This window comes from Clostridium sp. KNHs205 (assembly GCF_000702945.1).
Taxonomy (GTDB): Bacteria; Bacillota; Clostridia; order Lachnospirales; family Lachnospiraceae; genus Anaerocolumna.
The window spans coordinates 402,583-424,022 of the sequence record NZ_JNLE01000005.1 but is presented as its reverse complement, the minus strand read 5'-3'; the positions used below and the strand labels follow the sequence as shown (position 1 = coordinate 424,022).

The window sequence follows — 21,440 nt, the reverse complement described above, 5'->3', positions numbered from 1 at the left end:
GCTTAATAATAATCCATGAATTATGGAGGGGACCTATTTCCGGTCTTTTCTGTAATTCATGGATTTTTTATAGGAGGAAATAAAGTTGGAAGACAATATTTGTAAGGATATGAAGCGGAGAATGCCAGAAGAGTTGGGATAATGAATTATGAAAATGATAATATTTCTCAATAAATTGATATGAGTCAGTTTTACAATTATATAAGGGTACAGGAAGAAAGGCTTATTTACTGCAATTCTATAGAGTAAAGGTAAAATCATATTTGCCAAAAGTTGAATTTTATGATACTTTCGCCAATTTCCGGACACTTGACAAATAAGGACTCCTTTGATAACCTAACAAAGTTAGAAATGACTAACATGAGCGAGACGGTACATAACGAAAAGAAAGAGGAGTTAGAATATGAAATTAAAAAAACTGAGTTCTATTATAGCTATAGCACTGGTTATGACACTAACAGCCTGCTCCGGTAAATCCAATAATACATCCGGAAGCAATAGTGAAGCTGAGACAACTAAGGAACCCACAGCTGAGGCAACAGAGGCTGCAGAACCAACAGAAGCAGCTAATGAAACTACGGTTGAATATCCTATAACAATAAAGCATGCTTTCGGTGAGACTGTTATTGAGAGCAAGCCCGAACGTATTGCAACAATTTCCTGGGGAAATCAAGATGTTCCTTTAGCTTTAGGAGTGGTTCCCGTTGGTGTTTCAGAAGCTAATTACGGAGTGACAGATGGCAGCAGGTTATTACCCTGGACTGGTGAAGGCTTTAAGAATCTGGGCGAAGAAAATCCCGTTCTTTTTAATGATACAGATGGTTTGAACTATGAAGCCATCAGCGATGTACAGCCTGACGTGATTCTTGCAGCATATTCAGGAATTACAGAAGAAGAATATAATCTGTTAAGTGAAATAGCACCTGTTGTTGCTTATCCTACACTTGCATGGCAGACACTGTGGCGTGACCAGATAACCATGGATGCAGCAGGAATGGGCATGAAAACAGAAGGCGAGAAGTTAGTAGCTGATCTTAACCAGTTAATAGCTGATAAGACAGCTGCATATCCTCAGATAGCAGAAAAGACAGCAGCCTTCTTCTACTTCAGCCCTACAGATCTTGGTAAATTCTATATTTACACTTCAACAGATCCCCGTGCTGCTTACCTCAATGATTTAGGTTTGGCAGAGCCTGAAAGTGTTAAGAAACTGGCAGAAGGACAGGCAACCTTTGCACTTGAAATCAGTGCTGAAAATGCAGACGTTCTTTCAGATGTAGATATTATAGTTGCCTATGGTGATGATGCATTATTAAAAGCTATGCAGGCAGATTCTCTTCTTGGAACTGTTCCGGCAATACAGAGAGGTTCTGTAGTATTAATTCAGGACGGTACTCCCCTGGCTGCTTCTGGTACACCCAGCGCCCTTTCTATTCCTGCAACTATTGATGAGTACTTAAAGTTAATCGGAGAGGCAGCTGATAAAGTGCAATGAAACGTGAGAAAATAATAATACTGATATTTGCCGGCGCTGCAGGACTTGCGTTGTCTGTTTTCGCTTCCCTGGCACTTGGTTCAAGAAATATAGGGCTGTCTGAAGTAATTGCAGCCCTTCTTCATCCAAACAGCGGATCTTTTGAATCACTGGTAATCCGTGAACGTATTCCCAGAACTGTATTCAGTATTATCGCCGGAGCCTCCCTTGGGGTCTCCGGCGCTCTGATGCAGGCGATTACCCGTAATCCTATTGCAGATCCCAGTATTTTAGGTGTTAATACCGGAGCCTCCCTGTTTGTTGTAAGCGGAATTGCTTTTTTCCATATCAGTTCGGCTAACCAATATATCTGGTTTGCACTGGCAGGAGCTGCAGTAACTGCTGTTTTTGTCTACAGGATAGGTTCTATGGGTTCTGGAGGTGCTACTCCTATTAAGCTTGCGCTGGCAGGTGCAGCAACCAGTGCTGCTTTATCTTCCTTAGTCAGTGCGGTAATTCTGCCAAGGACTGATGTTATGAATGCTTACCGTTTCTGGCAGGTGGGCAGTGTAAGCGGAGCTACCTGGGAAGGAATCCTGTCGGTATCTCCTTTTCTTGTTATTGGCTTAGCCATAGGAGTGCTCTCAGCATCTGCTTTAAATGCTCTTGCCTTAGGGGACGATGTGGCAACGGGATTAGGTGTAAAGACCGGATTGATCAGAATCATAGGTGCCTTAGCCGGCGTACTGTTGTGTGGTGCAACGACTGCTCTTGCAGGTCCCATAGGATTTGTCGGTCTTATGATTCCTCATATTATGAGAATGCTTTGCGGTCCTGATATGAAATTCGTTGTACCTATGTCAGCCTTAGGCGGAGCAATTCTTTTAACGGTATCAGATATTATAGGAAGGCTTATAGGACAACCCGGAGAACTGGAAGCTGGAATTGTTACGGCATTTTTCGGTGCACCTATTCTGATTCTGATTGCTATGAGAGCGAAGGTGCGTTCATTATGACAAATAATAACTTAAATATTGTACAATTGGGTTTTCATAAAAGAAGAGTCCGTTTTATCACTGTAACGGTGATATTGGCGCTTATTACGGCAATCCTTTGCAGTATAATGCTTTATCTTGGAAATACGAATTATTCACCGGAAATAATCCTTCGCGTTTTATTAGGAGAGGAGATTAAAGGTGCTACCTTTGCAATTGAAACCATAAGGCTGCCTCGTATGCTGGCAGGACTTTTAGCAGGTATGGCATTTGGTATGGCAGGAAATACTTTTCAGACCATGCTAAGAAACCCTCTGGCAAGTCCGGATATCATTGGTGTAACCTCTGGTTCCAGTGTTGCCGCGGTTTTCTGTATTCTGGTCCTTAATGTCAGCGGAGCTGTTGTATCTATTTCTGCTGTAGTATCCGGATTAAGCGTTGCTTTCTTAATCTACATGCTGTCCAGAGGTGGAAGCTTTTCCGGCGGAAGACTGATACTTATCGGTATCGGAATCCAGGCTATGCTAAATGCAGCAATTTCTTATCTGCTCTTAAGAGCCAATCAGTATGATGTGCCTGCGGCGATCAGATGGCTCAACGGAAGTCTCAACGGAATGCAGATGAAGAATATTCCGGGTTTATTTATGGTTGTATTGATATTTGGCTGCTTACTGGTGCTTCTTAGTAAAATGCTTAAAATTCTGGAGCTGGGAGAGCAGTCAGCCATAACCCTGGGCTTAAGAACTGATATCAGCAGACTGCTGCTGGTTTTATCAGCTGTATTTTTAATTGCGTATGCAACAGCGGTTACCGGTCCTATTGCCTTTGTGGCATTTCTTTCAGGGCCAATCGCAAGTAAACTGGCAGGCTCCTCTAATACCGTTACCGCCGGATTGACCGGAGCAGTTCTTGTGCTTCTGGCAGATATTATAGGGCAGTATGCTTTTGATATCCGCTTTCCTGTAGGAATCATAACGGGAATTCTTGGTGCACCCTATCTAATTTATCTACTGATACGTATGAATCGAACGGGAGGAGCAGCATGAAACAATCACCTAAATTTTCGGCTAATAAAATTGTTGCCGGATATGACAAAAAAATTATTATCAATGACGTAGATGTGGTTATACCGAATAATAAAATCAGTGTAATCATTGGTGCCAATGCCTGCGGTAAATCCACACTGCTGAAGACCCTGGCAAGGCTTATAAAACCTGTGTCCGGTGAAGTGGTACTGGACGGAAAACAGATAAGTGAGATACCCCCAAAACAACTGGCAAGGGTTCTGGGACTGCTTCCTCAATCACCGGTGGTACCGGAAGGCATCACTGTATCAGATCTTGTTTCCAGAGGTCGTTATCCTTACCAGAACTTCTTAAAAGGCCTTGGCAAAAAGGATTATGAAGCAGTAGAAGAAGCTTTGGAAATCATGGGAATTACGGAACTGGCAAACCGCAGTGTAGATGAATTATCCGGAGGACAGCGCCAGAGAGTATGGATTGCCATGGCTCTTGCACAGCAGACAGATATTTTACTGCTGGATGAACCTACAACTTTCCTGGATATTACTTACCAGGTTGAAATACTGGATCTCCTAACGGATCTGAACCGTAAAAGAGGTACTACAATAGTAATGGTATTACATGATATCAATCTTTCTGCCCGTTATGCGGATTATATCTTTGCAGTACAAAAAGGTAACCTTATTGCCCAGGGAGAACCTTCCGAGGTGATTTCAGAGGAATTAATGAAGCAGGTTTTCGGATTGGATTGTGCTGTTATTAAAGACCCGGTATCAGGCTCACCTTTTATCGTTCCGAAAGGAAGATATCATGTGGTAAATGCGTAGATTTCATAAAACATTAAGTATCAGATCAAGTGCAGGATTTATTACACTTGGCTTGATGAAAATTATATACTTATTTTAAAAGGCTGAATACAAAAGGTATTTATGCCTTTTTTAATAGGAAAATTTATTTACGTCACACTATAAATCCAGGATAGGGTACATACCAATTTGCACCTTTCAATATTCCGTTTTCAGACACACCCCGACTTTTACTTGATGGGTTTATAGAAGACAATCATTATCGTGACCTCGCAGCAGTTAATATTTATAAGCGAAAATCAAACTGGGAAAATAAATAATCTTTGAAATTCAATCCAATAAATTTTATAATACAAGTTAGATGCAGAAAAATTCAGGAGGTATTTGTATGGATGGAAAACTAGAACCCTATAAGGGCATAGCAGTAACCTATGAAGAAATACGCCCCAGTTATCCGGAGCAGTTGATTGAAGATATTATTCTCAGGACAGGTCTCAATAACAGTGACAGGCTTCTGGAGCTGGGAGCAGGTACAGGGAAAGCAACCGTACAATTTGCCGAAAAGGGTTTTCATGTACAGGCCATTGAAATAGGGGAAGATATGGCGGAAATATTAAGGAAGAAATGTTCCGCTTATGAGAAGGTACAAATTGATGTTATAGCTTTTGAAGAATGGCAGAATAACAGCAAGGTCATCTACGATATGATTTACTGTGCCCAGGCTTTTCACTGGCTGGAGCCCTCCATAAAATATGAAAAATGTCATAGTCTCTTAAAGGAGGAGGGATATCTTGTACTATTCTGGTACAGTCCCAGTGAAGATAATTCACCCATGGCACTTAAGCGGCAGGACAAAATAAATGAAGTTATTAATGGCTATAAAGATGATTCTTATATAAAAGCAGATGCACCACAAAGAAAAGAACATGACGGAGTATACCAAGAGGATGAACGAAGGAGGGAAATAGAAGCCTCGGGTTTATTTACTGTAACGGACAAACTGGAGTATAAGCAAGAAACCAAAAATGATGCAGATATGTACATAAAGACTATGGTGTCAGTACCTTCCTTTGCAGCCATCCTGGACGGACTGGAAAAACAGGACGCAGAGAGTATGATGACAGACATCAGAAATGTTATTATGGAATTCGGCGGATATGTTAGTTCTTATTTAAACTTTTCTTTGTACCTTGCCAGGAAAAAGCAGCATAATGAAGCTTAATAAATAGTGTCCTTATATAGCTTATAAATTTAGCAGGTACAATTTGCTGTAGTAACTTATATTTAACAACTGTACAGGAAGAAAAGGAGCAGAGGTTGAAGGAAATAGCAACAGAACGTTTAATGATAAGACCCATAGAAGTAAATGATTACGAGGATATATGCGAATACGGTACGGATGAAGAAACCGGAAAGTATATGATCCACTGGCCAAAAACCAGTGAAGCTATAAGAACCTTTATCAAGGAATGTGAAGCAGCGGCAATGCAGGAGATTCCAATGTGGAGAGAATATGCGATACAGCTAAAGTCCTCCCGAAAGGTGATAGGGAATGTTTCTCTTGTTATAAGTAAAAGTGATTTAACAACCGCAGAAATCGGATGGATTTCCAATAAGGCTTATTGGGGCAAAGGGTATATGAGTGAAGCCGTAAATCGGATTATTCATAATACTTTTCAGACCACCCACATAAGCAAAATACTTGCAACCTGCACAGAGAAGAATATTGCCTCCATAAAGGTAATGGAGAAAAGCGGGATGCTTTGTATTCAGAAAGAACCAAATCAAAAAGGTATAAAAAACGGAGAAGAGGTAAGCTATACAAAACTGACCTATTGTATTACTAAAAGTTGAAATTAGAAAGAATTTACCGGAAGAGAGTAAGGAGAAGAAACAGAATGAATATAGAAATTATAATGACAGACAACACAAATACTGATTTTATAAAGCTTATTAAATTATTGGATAAAGACCTTGTGAGCCGGTATGGAGAAAGCCAAAAGCAGTATGATAAGCATAATAGAGTGGATATGATCAAAGATGTAGCCGTTATTTATGCAGATAATATACCGGCAGGCTGTGGAGCCTTTAAAAAATTTGATGACAATACGGTAGAGATAAAAAGGATATATGTCAGTAAGGAATTCAGAGGACTTGGATTATCAAGAATAATAGTGAAGAGGCTGGAGACAGAAGCTCTTAGCCAGGGGTATCGCTATGTTGTACTTGAAACCGGGAATCAACAGCAGGAGGCCATAGGTTTGTATCAAAGCTCAGGATATGAGATTACTCCGAATTATGAGCCGTATGTTGGCTTAGAGACAAGTATATGCATGAAAAAGGTATTGTAAAATCTGTAGTGGAAAGGAGAAATTATTATCAAATTGCAAAGCTATCATAAATGATAAATTCTGCAATCATAAATGATAAATTCTGCTATGAAATAATAAAGGGTATACATAAATAAAGTCTATACATAAATAAAGTGTATTTATAAAAGAAATAAAGAAATCAATAAATAAATACACAAAAGGAACAAACAAGATATACGGAAAGGGCTTATATGAAAGCAGAAAGCTTAAATACGAGTGATATTAAGGAATTCAGCTCATATTGTATCAAGCATAGAAATGAAGTAGATGATTCATTTCTTTATGACCATCATCTCAAGGACTTTAAAGCCGATGAAGAGAATCCAACTTTTGTTGTGAAAGAAGAGGGCAGAATCGTTGCCGCAGCTTCATTAATTATGGATGATTATCACAAAAGAGGGGGAAGCGGACGATTTAGAATTTTTCATTCGGAAATACAGGATATCGCAATCTATTCTTCCTTATTAGAGGAAGTGCTGAAAGAGGCGAAAGAACTAAAAAAAGTATCCATATTCATTCCTTTTGTTAATAAGGAAATGGCAGAGTATGTTGAGGAACTGCATTTTACTGTAGATAGATATATATTTCTCTTAGTCAATGATATGAAAGAAATTTCTGCCATCAGCCTGCCAGAAGGATATTCAATCAGAGCTATGGAACCCGGTGACCTTGAGGAATGGTGTATAATCAGAAACGAAGCATTTGCCCGGTTGAAGGGTAACTCAGCACCTATAACACCTGAAATGGTTCAGAAGAATATGGAGCAGCCGGAGTACCTTGAAGGAGGTCATATGCTTATTCTTAAAGGGGATAAACCTGTAGGGCTTATCAGAGGAGAAAATGATGAATATGATAGTGCCCCGGCCATATATATCGGACCCATTGCAGTTCTTCCTGCCTATCAGGGGAAAGGTCTTGGCAGGCAGCTGCTTAGAGCAGCCCTTCAATTTGCAGATTGTTTAGAATATAAAAAGGCTGTACTCTGCGTTAATGCTGATAATGAAAGGGCGAAAGAGCTTTATCTGCAGGAAGGTTTTAAACAGACAGAAGGAGTAACAGCCTATGAACTTTACCTCTATGAGGAATAATGACCTGGTCTTTTTGTGAAAGTGGTAATAAACATTACCCCAAATAGAATCATTCCGCTTCCCACCCACTGAATTCCTGTAATAGCTTCCCCAAAAATGATAAAAGATAATAACATGGAGGTCAGAGGCATAACGCAGGAAAATGCTGCGGCGGTATAAGAATTACATCTCTTTATCCCAGCATACCATAGAACGTAGGAGAGTAAAGTTACAATAAAGCCATACCAGATAATGGACCACCATCCTTTAACATCCAGTGCAGCTAAGCTTTTCAAAGGCTGCTCCCTTAAAGCCGGCAACAGACACAGTATAAGAGCAATAGCAGATACCAGCATCGTCTGAAGAAGAGGATCAAACAGCTTATCTTCATGGGATTTATTCCGGCTATAGATACGTGACAGGATATTAAAAACCGATTCGCTTGCAGCTGCGCATAAAACCAGCAGATTACCAGGTAGATGGGAGGTAGTGAGTCCGGTATTTATTCCTTGCAGCAGTAAGATTCCGATAAAAGCCAAGCTAACACCCAGAAAGGTTTTAGCGCTGGCTTTTTCTTTTAATAAAAAATGTGCTAAGATACTGATTATTACTGGTGAACAGCTTATTAAGATACCGGCTTCCAGAGAACTCGTAATCTTAAGACCCGACAATAAAAATGCACGGAATAGAAAGATACCAAAGACAGCCTGAAGGCAAATCAATATCCAGTCATTTCGGTTTAGGGTTTTCAGATAGTTCAAAATCCGGAAGTGGTAAAAAGGTATTAAAATAAGTAATACCAGAAACAGGCATACGGAAGTAATGGTAAAGGTACCTAATGAGGTAAGAAATTTACCTGCTATAATAGAAGTACCTGCCAGGGTAAATGACAGAAATAAATAGAAGTGTCCTTTATAGTTTCCCATGTGTATCGCTCCTTTACTGAACTGATATTAAGTGCTATAATACTAGCATTGAAACTGGATTGCTTCAATATCCAGTATGGCGGGAAAAATTCAGACCAGTTGGAGGGCATATGTGGGACATTGAGTTGATGAAGCAAAGTGAGCTATCATTATCCAGGCAGCTTTTTCACCATATCAGGACTCTGATATTGGATAACAGATTAACGGCAGGGGAAGCTTTACCTTCCAGCCGTTATCTTGCGAAGGATCTATCAGTATCCAGAAGTACTGTTTCGGAAGCCTATGATATGCTGATAGCAGAAGGGTATGTAGTAAGCAGACAGGGGGCTCCTACCAGGGTAAGAGAAGGTCTGTGCTTAAAGAAAGTCAGGCAAAAGGTTAAAGACAGTGATATAGATGAACCGGCAGAAAGCTTTTCTGTTGACTTTAAGACAGGACAACCGGATGTAAGTACATTTCCTTATTATGTCTGGAAACAAATGCTTGATAGATCACAGAATAAACTGCTGGAAAGAGATTTTGGATATTATAATACGGCAGGTTATGGGCCGCTTCGGGAAGAAATCGGCCAGTGGCTGTTTCGTATGAGAGGGATTACGGTAGAACCAGATAACATATTTATTACTACCGGTACCACCCAAGCCATCAATATTCTTGTACATATGCTTTATATGGAGGGGATGCCCTTTGCAGTGGAAGATCCCTGTCATAAAGCGATTATTGAGTTACTGAAGCTAAGAGGAGCTGCTTATACAGGCTTTCCAGCAGATAACAATGGGCTTATTACGGAGCTGCTGGACAGACGGAGCTATTCAGCTATTTATGTAACGCCCTCCCATCAGTTTCCCTTGGGAGGAATATTGCCAGCCAGGCGGAGAGCAGAGTTGATTCGATATGCAGGAGAACAGGGAACCTATATCATTGAGGATGATTACGACAGTGAATTCCGTTATACCGGATCACCGATATCACCTCTTTACTCTATGGATTCGGAATGGGTGATATATACGGGAACCTTTAGTAAAATTATGTATCCGGCTCTTAGGATAGGTTTTGTCCTTCTTCCACCAAATTTAAAGAAGAAATGGCTTCATACAAGAAAATATTTTGATGTACAGAATCCAATTACCGAGCAGGCTGCTTTAGCAGAATTTCTCTATCAGAGAAAGCTGGATAACTATGTCCAGAAGCTCAGTCGTTTGTACAGCGAGAAAAGGAATATATTAACACAAAGCCTGGCACAGAATTTCCAGGGGAAAGAACAGTTACTGGGAGATAGGGCAGGACTACACCTGGTTCTGCAGATAGAAGGAAAGCGCTTTGAAAAGGATTTCATCCATAAAAGCCAGGCTTTAGGGATTAGAGCATATCCGGTAGAAGAATATTGTCTTACGAAAGGACTCCATTCAGATAAACTAATGCTGGGCTATGGACATTTAGCCATCAAAGCTATTTCAGAAAATGTAAGGGTTTTAAGTGAATTTATTAAAAGTTACGGCTCATTTGACGGATCACCGGGATTATAGCTATGGCAGTATCTTCTTCTGCTGATAGTTTTGCCTTATGTTTTGCCTTATTTAATCTAAGAATTTTTAGTACTTACAGTTCTGTGCCAAGTACCTATAATACCAAAAGTAATAAGGTGGCATTAGTCTGATTTTATATAAAATTTACTTGAAAAATAGCAGAACAAACTATATAATACATTAACTAATATTAGTATAATTCGACAAGAAAGGACTTACACCATATGCTTTGGAAAGACAAGTACGAGCTGGGAGTGGATGTGGTTGATGCACAGCATATAGAATTATTCCGTCGTGTGCAGATATTTATGCAGACACTGCGGTCTGCCGCTTCCTGGGATGAGAAAGTACAGCAGGTCAATGAAACTCTTGCGTTTATGAATGGTTATGTAGTAGAACATTTCAGAGATGAGGAAGAATATCAGTTAAGAATCGGTTATCCGGGTTATGAAGCACACAAACAGATACATACAGATATGGTGAACTATGTAGTGCAGTTTACAAAGGACTACGAAAAAAGCGGATATAACGAGCAGCTGATGCAGCAATTTGCAGGCAAGCTCTTAGCCTGGCTGATTAACCATGTTGCCGCTGAAGATCAGCGAATCGCTGCATATGCATTGGAAAAGGGGGTCTGACTACATGAATGATAATCTCTACAGTCCTTTTTTAGAAGCTACACGTAATGTATTTCAGTTGATGCTAGATTTATCGGATATATCTGACCATCCCGCTGAAAGTTTTCAAAGCGATAATGAACTTGATATTTCAATTGGAGTTATTGGTGAACTGACAGGGGAAGTAATTTACCGTTTTCCCCACGCAACTTCCCTTGGAATGGTAAATATCATGAGCGGTATGGAGATGGATTCCGTTGATGATTTTGTGACCTCTGCCATATCTGAAATCGCAAATATTATAAGCGGAAATGTTCTTACTATGCTGGCAGAAAAAAATCTGAATTGTGATATACTTCCCCCTGCACTTGGTAAACCGGAGGAAAATAACAAGGAATATTCTCTTCGTACAGCCTGCTGCATATCAACTTCTGTAGGTGATGTATACCTTGATATCAGGCTGAATCCAGCCGCATAAGGTGTGTCAGCTAATTTGATAATAAATGGTAAAAGGGGCTTGAAAAAGCCCCTTTTATTGTAGCAATAATGTAGCTGCAGCTACCTCCATGCCATTAATCAACAGAGCAATATTGTGCAAACCGGGATAGTGCTTTCTGGTGGTAAGATCGGCAAAGCTGTGGTTATGTGAGCCTTCTAAATGGGAATTGCCGGGCACTGTTTTATCAGACAACAGAAAGATTTTTCTTGAGGTTTTACCTTTGGATTTCACAAAATCGATTCCATACTCCAAACGGATATGAACAGGATTTTTCCTGTTGATATCAAGGGAGTATTTAAACTGACAGATATCACCGACAGAGAGCTGTTTCGGAAATACCTTAAACATGGCATTTAAAACCAGGGGTTCAGTATCAGTGGTATCTGCATAACCGAATAGAGCCAGTGCTTCGGGGACAGCTTTTCGTATAAGGGTACGACAGCCATGTCTTAGAATCCAATCTGTTTCCGGATTTTTTCCAATCCATTTCCTTGCAACGGCTAACACCACATCAGGATGATCCTTTGCGATATCATTAAGATTATTAGCAACACTTTTGCGAACATAGAGTGAAGAATCTGCTTTCAGATTCTCCAGCACTTGAAGCACCAGAGCTGGATTTTTCTTAAATACAGGAAGATCCATGCTCCAGGGAAGACGAGGCCTGCAGCCCTCACTGGACAGACGTCTGACATGTTCATTGGAACTGGTTGACCATTTAAGCATATACTTCATTGTCCGTTCAGTATCTTTCAGGATAAAAGGCCTGATAGCGAATTCCGAAGAAGAATGTTTCGTGAAACACTCTAAGGCTCTCAGGGATACCTCCCAATTTTCCTCTTGTAAACCGAAGGTTGCCACAAAGTCCGGAAAGAACAGGTATGGAAAGCCTTCACAGTCGTCAACAAGTCTGTATAATATCTCTAACGCTTCTTTATAATCTGAGGGTAAAAATCGGCCTAATATATTAACTATCCGCAGCATTCTGCTCCGCAGAGCCAGATTCTCCCAGGAATCAGCGAGTACAGCGGCTGTAAACTCCTCTCCTTGAAATTTCCCATACACTGAACTTACTTTATCACTAAAATCCCGCAGAAACTCTCCGGTATAAATATCCTTAAAAGCTTCACCCATAATTTACCTCCCACAAAAACAGTTTATTTATGAAAATCTCTTTGACTTATATGTAAAGTATAACCATTCAAATATGACAACAGTAAGTCAGGTTTTAAATAAAAATAGTTGACTTAGTCAGATAATATATTTATAATAAGCATAAATCAAAAATACAGGAGGTATTCCATGGAATCCGTACATACTCCATTTATCCATACCATACGAAAATTCAATCGTTTCTACACCAATATTCTGGGGCTGTTGGATCAGCATATGCTAAACAGCGACTTCTCTTTGTCTGAAGCCTGTGTGCTGTTTGATATAGCCCATACGAAAGATTGTACAGCGAAACAGTTAATTCAGGAACTAAGTATTGATTCCGGATATCTCAGCCGGATTATAAAACGATTTGAAAAGCAAGGTCTAACCTACAGGGTACAGTCAAAAGAAGATGGGAGACTGTTCTATCTGTATCTGACGGAACATGGGAAAGAAACTCTGGACAAGCTTAATGGATTATCTGACAAGCATATTACGAGCATGGTTTCTGAATTGCATAAAGAGGAACAGGAGAGATTAATCAAGAGCATGGAAAACATTGAAGAAGTGCTTTCCAGCGGACAGGTTATCAGAAAGGAAGAGAAGATTAACCTGCGCTGTGAGTTAAGACCTGGTGATGTAGGACGGCTCATTGAGCTCCATGGCTGGTTATATGAAAAGGAATGTGGGTACAATCATGTATTTGAAGGGTATGTCTGCAAGACTTTTTATGATTTTCTTCTAAGCTATAGTACAGAGAAGGACAGAATCTGGCTGGCAGAAGCACAGGGGGAGGTTATAGGAGCTATTGCCATTGTAGGACACTCAGAGGAATTGGCACAGCTTAGATGGTTTATCCTACATCCTTCTTACAGGAGTATTGGATTAGGCAGACGGCTGTTGGCACAGGCCTTACAATTCTGTAAGGATAAAAACTATAAGAAGGTGTTCCTTGACACTACCAGAGAACAGGAGACGGCAGTCAGTATGTATAAAAAAGCAGGCTTTAAGCTGGTAGAAGAATTTGAAAATAATTCCTGGGGGAAAACCCTGATTGAGCAGAAATATGAGTTGAAGCTGTAACTCTACGGAGCGTTTATTGCGGCTTCTTTCACAGGTATTTATAATAGTAAATTGGAGGTAAGGTAATTGGACAGTCAGAAAGTGGGAAGTCTGTTGCTCCGTCTTCGTAAAGAAAAGGGTATGACCCAAAAGCAGATTGGAGACAGGTTAAATCTCAGTGACAAGACAATATCGAAATGGGAGCGAGGCTTGGGATGCCCGGATATATCCCTGCTTAGAGAATTATCAGATCTGTTTCAGGTAGATATCGAAAAAATCTTAGAAGGTGACCTGGTTTCCAATGCCATTGATACGGGGAATTTTAAACGTACCAGCTTCTATGTTTGCCCGGTATGCAACAATATAATCAGCAATACGGGAGATGCCAGTATTTCCTGCTGTGGACGAAGACTGAAAGCGCTTACGGCAAAACCGGCGGATGAAATGCATCAGGCTTATATAGAAGAAACAGAAGACGAATATTATATAACTTTTTCTCACGAAATGAAGAAAGACCATTATCTCTCCTTTGTGGCATATGTGATGTCAGACAGGACTCTGTTGGTGAAACTATATCCGGAGCAGCAGGCCAGCGTAAGACTGCCTAAATTAGGCGGGGGAAAACTACAGCATAGGGACAATGCAAGGCTGTATTATTACTGCAGCCGGCACGGATTATGGTTTATATAGAACTGAAAGGAAGCAAAACAGTGGATAAATCGAAAAGAAAAGAATTAATAGAACAATATAAGAGTAAAAAAGCAACAGGCGGTATCTATTGCATCAAATGCAATGCAAATAACAAAACCTGGTTAAGAGCTGCAAGGGATATGGAGGGGCAGAAAAACAGATTCGAATTCTTCTTCTCTACAAATTCCTGCCCGGAACCCTCCATGCTCCCTGAGTGGAAACAATATGGAGCTAAGACATTTTCTTTTGAAGTATTAGAAGAGCTGAAACAGGGTGAGACACAGACAGATAAGGAATTTGCAGATGATTTGGAGATATTGCTTAAGATCTGGCTGGAGAAACAGCAGGCATAAAAATGCATGTTCATTTTTCGTAGGACAGCTTCTCATAAATGCTTATAATATAAGTTAGAAATTGCTTCTCAAATTACTGATAAAAGGCAGCCAATTCAGCTGCCGGCATATATCCTTTCAGAAATTTGAAGCCATACTGATAAACAGCATTAAGTTAACCGGAAAGTGAGGTTTAATTATGGTAATAGATGAGACTGTCAAAAGAAAATATTATACAGCGTTGGTAGAGAGAAACTCGGAGTATGACGGTATATTCTTTGTGGGAATTAAAACCACAGGTGTATTCTGCCATGCTACCTGCCCTGCAAGAAAACCCAGGTATGAGAACTGTATCTTCTATGAATCCGCCAGCGAAGCATTGCATGCAGGTTTTCGCCCTTGTAAGAAATGTCATCCTCTTTCTTACCCCCAGGAAATCTCTCCCCTGATTCAGAATATGGTAGAACAGGTGGAGGAAAATCCGGAAAAACGTTGGAAAGATTCTGACTTTGCTGCCCTTGGTATTCATGGAGCTACTGCCAGAAGGCAGTTTAAAAAAATTTTCGGTATGACCTTTGTACAATATGCAAGAGCCAGAAGAATGGGTCTTGCGATGAAATCCATACGGAGCGGGGAAAAGATTATTAATACACAGCTTGATACAGGTTATGACTCCTCCAGCGGTTTTCATGATGCCTTTTCAAAGATTATGGGGATACCACCAAAGAAAGCAGGTGAAATAAAAGTACTTCATGCCTGCTGGATAGATACACCCTTAGGACCAATGCTCAGCATGGCAGATGACGAATATCTGTATTTATTGGAATTTGTAGACCGAAGAGGATTGGAAAGGGAGATAGAAAGACTCAGATTAAGGTTAAATGCTCGTATTATTCCGGGCAAGACTGAAATATCGAAGCAGATTGAAGCTGAATTAAGCCTTTATTTTTCCGGAAAGTTAAAAGAGTTTACAACTCCCGTTATTGTTTTTGGCTCAGATTTTCAAAAGAAGGTCTGGGATATGCTGAGGAAAATAGCACCAGGAGAAGTAATTTCTTATAAAGATATAGCACAGGCTCTAGGGAATCCCAAAGCAGTGCGGGCTGTAGGGAATGCAAATGGTGCTAATCAGCTGGCTATTATTATACCCTGCCACAGAGTTATACAGACCGGTGGTGACTTAGGCGGATATGGAGGCGGTCTGGAGCGAAAAAGGTGGATGCTGCAACATGAGCAGCATTACAAAGCATGAAAGAAAGGCTGATGCATTTAAAAAGGGTATTGCTACCTGGATTTCCTCCCCACACTTTTTAGGCATATTATCAGTAATGTGTGCTATAAGCGTACAAAAATAATTCGCTTATAGCACACAAAACCGGTACATAACTTTTGGGCAGTGCATCAGAGGTGCCAGGTACCAGGTAACTTCTCACAGTTTTGCCTTAATATATATCCTTGCTGAAGTAGCGGTCTCCTCTGTCAGGAAGGATAACCACCACGTTACTTCCTTCTGGCAGGTGGCCGGCTGCTTTTCTGACGGCTGTTAATGCTGCGCCGGAGGAAAAACCAGCTAATATTCCTTCTCGTGCAGCCAAAAGGCGTACCTCCTGGACAGCTTCTTCGTCCCTTACCTTGATTACTTCATCAATTAAGGTCATATCCATGGTTTCCGGCATAAAAGTATTTCCAATACCTTCTATAGAATAGCAGCCTGCTTCACCTCCTCCCATGGTTGAACCCACAGGATCTGCCAGAATACATTTAAGGGCAGGGAGCTGTTCTTTCAGGAATCTGGCTGCCCCACTTAAAGTTCCGCCGCTTCCGGCACCACCTATAAGATAATCGATTCTGCCATCCAGATCCCCATAAATCTCAGGGCCGGTAGTATGATAATGGGCTTTGGGATTCTCAGGATTGGCAAACTGATTTAAAAGAACCGGATTTTCTATTTCTCTTTTTAATTCTTCTACCTTCTCAAAGGCACCCTGCATTCCTTTTTCCAGGGGTGTATGAATAATCTCTGCTCCATAGGCCCGCATGATGGCTTGCTTTTCCAATGAGAATTTTTCCGGAACGGCAAAGATTACCCGGTAGCCTTTGCCAAGGGCCGCAAGAGCCAGACCAATTCCCGCATTTCCTGCCGTGGCTTCTATAATAACAGAACCGGGTTTTAAGATGCCACGCTGTTCCGCATCCTTTATAAGCGCCATACCCATACGGTCTTTTACACTTCCGCCGGGATTTAATAGCTCCAGCTTTGCAAAGATGCGGAGGTTGTTTGGAAAATTCATATTATTTAATAGAACAAGAGGTGTGTTACCAATAAGCTGGCGAATATCATTATAATATTTCATTTACATAACAACTGTAAAAATTGAGCTTGCGTTAATCAACTGGTCAGAGATATTGAATAACTCTATTTATACAGTTCTCCACAACAAATAAGGTGGAAGCTCCTTTCTTTCATTTTAGATAGCTGTTAGCTTGAGTAGACATTAGCAAAATAGTTGCAATTAGCAAAGTAGTTACTTTTAGCAAAGTAGTTACTATTAGCATAGTAGTTACTACCTGCAAAGTCGTTACAATTAGCAAAGTCGTTACAATTAGCAAAGTAGTTACTACCTGCAAAGTCGTTGCAATTAGTAAAGTTATATCTACTGGCAAAATAGTTGTTCTTACAGAGTGCTGAAAAAAAATTATTATTGAGAAAGCAGTATTTATTAAGCCAGCAGTAGTTATAAGCTAACAGCAGCTGCGAGTAAGGCGTTCTATATAAGCTCTGACTACTGTGCTGCTTCTGTAAGAGCATTATCAAGGTCTTTCACTAAATCTCTCTTATCTTCTATACCAATTGAGAGCCTTATCAGATTATCACTTATTCCTAATTTCTGGCGCAGGTCTGCAGGAATGGAAGCGTGAGTCATGGAAGCCGGATGGCAGGCCAGAGATTCTACTCCGCCCAGACTTTCACCTAAGATGATAAGGTCAAGGTTTTTGTAGAATTTCCGGATGTCATAATCCTTTGCCAAAAGAAAGGATATTATCGCCCCGGCCCCGGAGGACTGTTTTTTGTGAATCTCATACCCTGCAAAATCAGTGAACCCAGGATAAAAAACTTTCTCGACGGCCTTATGATTCCTAAGATATTCGGCAATATAGGAGGCATTATCCAAATGTCTGTCAAGCCGGACGGAGAGAGTCTTGATACCCCGGATCAGCAGCCAGGAATCAAAGGGTTCTAAGATTCCGCCTGCAGCATTTTGTAAAAAAGCAATGCGTTTTGCAAGTTCCTCACTGCCTGTTACAGCAAGGCCTGCAACCAGATCACTGTGGCCGCCCAGATACTTGGTGGCACTGTGTACCACAATATCGGCGCCTAAGGTAAGAGGTTTTTGCAGATATGGAGTCATGAAGGTATTGTCTACGATGGTAAGTGCACCTTTCTTACGGGCAAGTTCTGAAACCGCTGCAATATCTGTAATGCTGAGAAGAGGGTTGGCAGGGCTTTCAATAAATACTGCCTTTACTTCCTCTGTCAGTTCTTTCTCCAGGAGCAGGGAATCAGAAGTATCAACTATTTTGTATTGAAGCCCGAATTGCTGAAAGACTTTATCCAGAACGCGGAAGGTACCGCCGTAAACATTGCTTGAAATCAGAATCTTATCACCGCTTTTGAATAACAATAGAATGGTCGTTATAGCTGCCATACCGGAAGCGAAGGCAAAACCGGCAGTTCCTTCCTCCAATTCCGCTATCAGCTTCTCTAAGGCTTCCCGGGTGGGATTACCGGTTCTTGAGTATTCATAAGGGACATCTCCCCCCAGTTCTTTCTGACGATAGGTTGCCGTCTGGTATATGGGGACACTGACAGCTCCTGTCTGTTTATCACCGTCTACGCCGCCATGTATGAGTTTGGTGTTAATAAAATGTTCAGCCATATTGTATATTCCTTTCCTTATATGTAGTTAGAATCACTGCAATACCCAGAGACAGTACTAATTCATATTATAAATATATGAATATAAGTAATTCTGTGTTACATTTTATTACCGGAATCTTAAGATAATGTCATAGAGCATAGAATTAATTTAGTAATACAAAAAATTTCACATTTAGTAAATGTAAAAAATTTCACACTAACCTTTGAAATTTGTGAAAAATGGTTTATAATGGAATAAAAATTTGGAAAATGTCATTTTTGAGGTGTTATCGTGAAAGACAAAAAAATGCCTAAGACCATACCAGGTATCATTAAGGTTATCAATGAATCCAACGATATGGATACCATTGAGAGAATGGAAAATTACATTGGTTGTTATTATGGAATCCCCGTATTAATAGTAGGTTCTGTGGTTAATTTTATACTGCACTATCCCCTTAAAAGTGCTGTCGCGGATAGTGCATTTATGTTATTCCTGTGTTTTTGCTTTATTCTATCTCAATATGTTAATGTCAGGACAAGGATTATCACCCATTGGATATCCATTTTATTTTCAGTAGTGCTTATATTTGTTGTCATTAGAGCTTATGCTTATGTTGGACCGGCAATTTGGACCATTGCCTTTATCAATATTATTATTTCTTCCGTCAGATTGACCAGGGTTATGTTAAACTATGTTACTGCGTCTATTTTCTTTATAGGAATGTATTATTCTCTGCTGCTTGCTGCTACACCCTACGAGTTTGGGACAAGCTATTTTATCCTGCAGCTTATCCTGTTTGCACTGGTGGTAATTATAGCTCCTATAGCTCATCTTATTAACCAGGCTCATTACAGCCGTATGAACAGATTGTATATGACAGAACTAAAGCAAAGAGAAGAGCTTGAAATAATGTATGAGAGAATAGCGGTAACCCATACTGAGCTTAGCTGTAAATACAACGAATTAAACCAGAAGAATATTAAATTACAGGAAAACGAAGATAAATTATTTCATCTGGCCCATTATGATGTGGTAAGCAATCTGCCTAATAGAATGGCTGTTATAGAAAGAATACAGGAACTTATTAAAAAGTCAGAAACAGAAGAGAAAAGTTTCTATATTGTTTTCATAGACATCGATTTCTTTAAGAAAATAAACGATACCATGGGACATCATATCGGAGATTTGTTTGTAGAAAAAGCAGCTGAACGTTTTAAAGCCAGCTTACATAAAGAGGATATGATTGGAAGAATCGGTGGTGACGAATTTGCACTGATAATTTCACGTGAGCTTAACTGGGAAGAAGCATATTATTACATCGAAAATATTCGGCAGGATTTTCTTAAGCCCTTTAATGTGTGTAACAACGAAATTAAGACCAGTGCAAGCTTTGGTGTAGCTGCCTATCCGGAGGATGGAAAAGGTGTTATTGAGCTCATGCGTAATGCGGACACAGCTATGTACAAAGCGAAAGAATATGGAAAGAACAATATACAGTTCTTTGAAGGGGTAATGAAAAAGGAAATTATCGACAAAGTCAATTTTGAAGCAGAGCTGAAAACAGCTCTTCAGAAGGAAGAATTCTTTCTGGTCTATCAACCTATCTATAATCTGGAGGAAAAGACTATCCGGGGATTTGAAGTATTGACCAGGTGGAACTCACCTAGCCTTGGTTTTGTAAGCCCCGATAGATTTATAAGAGTAGCAGAGGAACTCGGGCTCATTATTCCTTTGGGAGAATGGATTATTCGAACTGCCTGTAAAAATTTTCGAGATTTGCAGGAGAAACATCAGTTTGAAGGACTGCTCTCGGTCAACCTGTCGGTGAAACAGCTGGAAGACCCAAATATTATTGAGGTGATAGATAATGCTCTTAAAGAAGCTGATCTGGAGCCCAAATATCTTGAAATCGAAATTACCGAATCCATATTGATCTCTTCTGTAGAAAGTATCATGGCAACCTTAGAGATTCTAAGATGCAGAGACATCCACATTTCGTTGGATGATTTTGGCACCGGTTATTCGTCTCTCAGCTACTTAAGAAAACTCCCTATAGATACCCTGAAGATTGACAAGTCCTTTATTGATTTAATTGAAAATAAGAACCTGGAGATTATAGGAAGCATTATAAACCTTGCTCATAACTTAGGTATTTCAGTAGTTGCGGAAGGAATAGAAGAGGAGAAGCAGATTCGCCTGTTAGAAAAGCTTAAGTGTGACTATGTACAGGGATATTTTATCAGCAGACCAATGAAGACGGAAGCTTTGAAGGATTACATAAATAAATTCAACTGCTAATCATATGATACTATATAGAAACTCAAAAGGTTCAGGGAGAACCAATTCTCAGGAAAGAGGTTACAAAATGAGTATTGTATATGAAGAAGGACGTATTGCAATCAGAGCTTTGGAAATGCAGATGCCATTATGTTTACGGAGTGGTGGAACAATGGCGCTTTGATGAAGGATGTAGGTTTTAAAAAGGGAATGGGTGTCAGCGTATCAGAAATGGAAGAAGCCTTTGCAGCAGAAATCAGGGATACGAATCCTTTCCGGGAAAAGAGAAGATATGTAGTAGAAGACAGAAAAAATCATAAGCCCATAGGGGAATTAACCTATGGTAACCTGGATATGAAAAGGAAAAGCTGTGGTATCGGTATTAAAATATGCGACATAAGCCTTCAGGGAAAAGGGCTGGGGCAGGAGACCTTAGTAGCTTTTATGAAATATCTATGTGAGAAATTTCAGCTGGATATTATAGAAATCGATACATTAAAAGATAATGAAAGAGCATATAAGCTGTATAAAAAGCTGGGCTTTCAGGAAGTTAAGACCGTAGAGAATTTCTGGACTGACCCGGAAGGTGAAAGTCACGATCTGGTCTTTATGGAGCTTAAGAAAGAGGTATTCTATAAAAGCTTCAACTTAGAATAAGAGATGAAAGGTACCCTGCAGTCTTAAAAGTCTGCAGGGC

General features: G+C 40.1%; 21 protein-coding genes. 17 read left to right on the top strand and 4 right to left on the bottom strand.

The annotated features are described in order from the left end of the window. The first annotated feature begins 403 nt into the window (after window positions 1–403). The 8 genes from BR73_RS0121525 to BR73_RS0121490 all read left to right on the top strand — a co-directional run bounded on the left by BR73_RS0121525 (window position 404) and on the right by BR73_RS0121490 (window position 7,757). Complete coding sequence (locus tag BR73_RS0121525) at window positions 404–1,495, top strand: iron-siderophore ABC transporter substrate-binding protein (protein WP_033167947.1); 1,092 nt, start codon at window positions 404–406, stop codon at window positions 1,493–1,495. Beyond that, window positions 1,492–2,490, top strand: coding sequence for an iron ABC transporter permease (locus BR73_RS0121520; RefSeq protein WP_033167946.1), 999 nt, complete (start codon window positions 1,492–1,494; stop codon window positions 2,488–2,490). The genes BR73_RS0121525 and BR73_RS0121520 overlap by 4 nt, the downstream gene beginning before the upstream one ends. Then, window positions 2,487–3,515, top strand: coding sequence for an iron chelate uptake ABC transporter family permease subunit (locus tag BR73_RS0121515; protein WP_033167945.1), 1,029 nt, complete (start codon window positions 2,487–2,489; stop codon window positions 3,513–3,515). Before BR73_RS0121520 ends, BR73_RS0121515 begins: the two co-directional genes overlap by 4 nt. Beyond that, complete coding sequence (locus BR73_RS0121510; RefSeq protein ID WP_033167944.1) at window positions 3,512–4,318, top strand: ABC transporter ATP-binding protein; 807 nt, start codon at window positions 3,512–3,514, stop codon at window positions 4,316–4,318. Before BR73_RS0121515 ends, BR73_RS0121510 begins: the two co-directional genes overlap by 4 nt. Window positions 4,319–4,685: 367 nt before the next feature. Beyond that, window positions 4,686–5,519, top strand: a complete 834-nt coding sequence (locus BR73_RS27780) for a class I SAM-dependent methyltransferase (protein ID WP_051685473.1) — start codon at window positions 4,686–4,688, stop codon at window positions 5,517–5,519. Window positions 5,520–5,614: 95 nt separating this feature from the next. Continuing rightward, window positions 5,615–6,151 (top strand): GNAT family N-acetyltransferase, encoded by a 537-nt coding sequence (locus tag BR73_RS0121500; RefSeq protein WP_242860741.1) that lies wholly within the window; start codon window positions 5,615–5,617, stop codon window positions 6,149–6,151. Window positions 6,152–6,195: 44 nt separating this feature from the next. Continuing rightward, window positions 6,196–6,648 carry a GNAT family N-acetyltransferase gene (locus tag BR73_RS0121495; RefSeq protein ID WP_033167943.1) on the top strand — a complete coding sequence of 151 codons (453 nt, stop codon included), beginning with the start codon at window positions 6,196–6,198 and terminating at the stop codon, window positions 6,646–6,648. A 212-nt stretch (window positions 6,649–6,860) separates the two neighbouring features. After that, a complete protein-coding gene (locus tag BR73_RS0121490) occupies window positions 6,861–7,757 on the top strand; it encodes a GNAT family N-acetyltransferase (protein ID WP_033167942.1) in 897 nt (298 codons plus the stop codon). Here the strand turns inward: BR73_RS0121490 and BR73_RS0121485 are convergent. Further along, complete coding sequence (locus BR73_RS0121485) at window positions 7,745–8,662, bottom strand: EamA family transporter (RefSeq protein WP_033167941.1); 918 nt, start codon at window positions 8,660–8,662, stop codon at window positions 7,745–7,747. The genes BR73_RS0121490 and BR73_RS0121485 overlap by 13 nt on opposite strands. A gap of 110 nt (window positions 8,663–8,772) precedes the next feature. Here BR73_RS0121485 and BR73_RS0121480 point away from each other — a divergent pair, with 110 nt between their 5' ends. From BR73_RS0121480 to BR73_RS0121470, 3 genes are all read left to right on the top strand, one after another. After that, window positions 8,773–10,188 (top strand): PLP-dependent aminotransferase family protein, encoded by a 1,416-nt coding sequence (locus BR73_RS0121480; protein WP_033167940.1) that lies wholly within the window; start codon window positions 8,773–8,775, stop codon window positions 10,186–10,188. A gap of 224 nt (window positions 10,189–10,412) precedes the next feature. Next, the gene (locus BR73_RS0121475) at window positions 10,413–10,826 is read left to right on the top strand and encodes a hemerythrin family protein (RefSeq protein ID WP_033167939.1); all 414 of its coding nucleotides are present in this window, start codon (window positions 10,413–10,415) and stop codon (window positions 10,824–10,826) included. 4 nt (window positions 10,827–10,830) lie between these two features. Next, the gene (locus tag BR73_RS0121470; protein ID WP_033167938.1) at window positions 10,831–11,283 is read left to right on the top strand and encodes a chemotaxis protein CheX; all 453 of its coding nucleotides are present in this window, start codon (window positions 10,831–10,833) and stop codon (window positions 11,281–11,283) included. Window positions 11,284–11,337: 54 nt separating this feature from the next. On the opposite strand, the gene BR73_RS0121465 is transcribed toward BR73_RS0121470, so the two are convergent. Further along, window positions 11,338–12,438 (bottom strand): DNA alkylation repair protein, encoded by a 1,101-nt coding sequence (locus tag BR73_RS0121465; protein ID WP_033167937.1) that lies wholly within the window; start codon window positions 12,436–12,438, stop codon window positions 11,338–11,340. 168 nt (window positions 12,439–12,606) lie between these two features. On the opposite strand from BR73_RS0121465, the gene BR73_RS0121460 reads away from it, so the two are divergent. The 4 genes from BR73_RS0121460 to BR73_RS0121445 all read left to right on the top strand — a co-directional run bounded on the left by BR73_RS0121460 (window position 12,607) and on the right by BR73_RS0121445 (window position 15,795). Further along, window positions 12,607–13,542 carry a helix-turn-helix domain-containing GNAT family N-acetyltransferase gene (locus BR73_RS0121460; RefSeq protein ID WP_033167936.1) on the top strand — a complete coding sequence of 312 codons (936 nt, stop codon included), beginning with the start codon at window positions 12,607–12,609 and terminating at the stop codon, window positions 13,540–13,542. Window positions 13,543–13,608: 66 nt separating this feature from the next. Beyond that, entirely contained in the window at window positions 13,609–14,211 is a 603-nt protein-coding gene (locus BR73_RS0121455; RefSeq protein WP_033167935.1) for a helix-turn-helix domain-containing protein, read from the top strand. A 20-nt stretch (window positions 14,212–14,231) separates the two neighbouring features. After that, window positions 14,232–14,564 carry a GIY-YIG nuclease family protein gene (locus BR73_RS0121450; protein ID WP_033168819.1) on the top strand — a complete coding sequence of 111 codons (333 nt, stop codon included), beginning with the start codon at window positions 14,232–14,234 and terminating at the stop codon, window positions 14,562–14,564. 178 nt (window positions 14,565–14,742) lie between these two features. Then, window positions 14,743–15,795, top strand: a complete 1,053-nt coding sequence (locus BR73_RS0121445) for a trifunctional transcriptional activator/DNA repair protein Ada/methylated-DNA--[protein]-cysteine S-methyltransferase (protein ID WP_033167934.1) — start codon at window positions 14,743–14,745, stop codon at window positions 15,793–15,795. Between the two features lie 190 nt (window positions 15,796–15,985). On the opposite strand, the gene BR73_RS0121440 is transcribed toward BR73_RS0121445, so the two are convergent. Together BR73_RS0121440 and BR73_RS0121435 are read right to left on the bottom strand one after the other, a co-directional pair. Beyond that, window positions 15,986–16,897: a cysteine synthase family protein gene (locus tag BR73_RS0121440; RefSeq protein WP_033167933.1), complete on the bottom strand. Its 912-nt coding sequence runs from the start codon at window positions 16,895–16,897 to the stop codon at window positions 15,986–15,988. Window positions 16,898–17,326: 429 nt separating this feature from the next. Then, the gene (locus BR73_RS0121435) at window positions 17,327–18,481 is read right to left on the bottom strand and encodes a PLP-dependent aspartate aminotransferase family protein (protein ID WP_033167932.1); all 1,155 of its coding nucleotides are present in this window, start codon (window positions 18,479–18,481) and stop codon (window positions 17,327–17,329) included. A 273-nt stretch (window positions 18,482–18,754) separates the two neighbouring features. Here BR73_RS0121435 and BR73_RS0121430 point away from each other — a divergent pair, with 273 nt between their 5' ends. Next, the gene (locus BR73_RS0121430; protein WP_156034877.1) at window positions 18,755–20,764 is read left to right on the top strand and encodes a bifunctional diguanylate cyclase/phosphodiesterase; all 2,010 of its coding nucleotides are present in this window, start codon (window positions 18,755–18,757) and stop codon (window positions 20,762–20,764) included. 129 nt (window positions 20,765–20,893) lie between these two features. Continuing rightward, complete coding sequence (locus BR73_RS0121425) at window positions 20,894–21,400, top strand: GNAT family protein (RefSeq protein ID WP_081848827.1); 507 nt, start codon at window positions 20,894–20,896, stop codon at window positions 21,398–21,400. Window positions 21,401–21,440 lie beyond the last annotated feature (40 nt).

Coding starts and splice junctions, on each gene's coding strand:
- BR73_RS0121525 (WP_033167947.1), top strand. CDS start 404: ATGAAATTAAAAAAACTGAGTTCTATTATAGCTATAGCACTGGTTATG.
- BR73_RS0121520 (WP_033167946.1), top strand. CDS start 1,492: ATGAAACGTGAGAAAATAATAATACTGATATTTGCCGGCGCTGCAGGA.
- BR73_RS0121515 (WP_033167945.1), top strand. CDS start 2,487: ATGACAAATAATAACTTAAATATTGTACAATTGGGTTTTCATAAAAGA.
- BR73_RS0121510 (WP_033167944.1), top strand. CDS start 3,512: ATGAAACAATCACCTAAATTTTCGGCTAATAAAATTGTTGCCGGATAT.
- BR73_RS27780 (WP_051685473.1), top strand. CDS start 4,686: ATGGATGGAAAACTAGAACCCTATAAGGGCATAGCAGTAACCTATGAA.
- BR73_RS0121495 (WP_033167943.1), top strand. CDS start 6,196: ATGAATATAGAAATTATAATGACAGACAACACAAATACTGATTTTATA.
- BR73_RS0121490 (WP_033167942.1), top strand. CDS start 6,861: ATGAAAGCAGAAAGCTTAAATACGAGTGATATTAAGGAATTCAGCTCA.
- BR73_RS0121485 (WP_033167941.1), bottom strand. CDS start 8,662: ATGGGAAACTATAAAGGACACTTCTATTTATTTCTGTCATTTACCCTG.
- BR73_RS0121480 (WP_033167940.1), top strand. CDS start 8,773: ATGTGGGACATTGAGTTGATGAAGCAAAGTGAGCTATCATTATCCAGG.
- BR73_RS0121475 (WP_033167939.1), top strand. CDS start 10,413: ATGCTTTGGAAAGACAAGTACGAGCTGGGAGTGGATGTGGTTGATGCA.
- BR73_RS0121470 (WP_033167938.1), top strand. CDS start 10,831: ATGAATGATAATCTCTACAGTCCTTTTTTAGAAGCTACACGTAATGTA.
- BR73_RS0121465 (WP_033167937.1), bottom strand. CDS start 12,438: ATGGGTGAAGCTTTTAAGGATATTTATACCGGAGAGTTTCTGCGGGAT.
- BR73_RS0121460 (WP_033167936.1), top strand. CDS start 12,607: ATGGAATCCGTACATACTCCATTTATCCATACCATACGAAAATTCAAT.
- BR73_RS0121445 (WP_033167934.1), top strand. CDS start 14,743: ATGGTAATAGATGAGACTGTCAAAAGAAAATATTATACAGCGTTGGTA.
- BR73_RS0121440 (WP_033167933.1), bottom strand. CDS start 16,897: ATGAAATATTATAATGATATTCGCCAGCTTATTGGTAACACACCTCTT.
- BR73_RS0121435 (WP_033167932.1), bottom strand. CDS start 18,481: ATGGCTGAACATTTTATTAACACCAAACTCATACATGGCGGCGTAGAC.
- BR73_RS0121425 (WP_081848827.1), top strand. CDS start 20,894: ATGTTTACGGAGTGGTGGAACAATGGCGCTTTGATGAAGGATGTAGGT.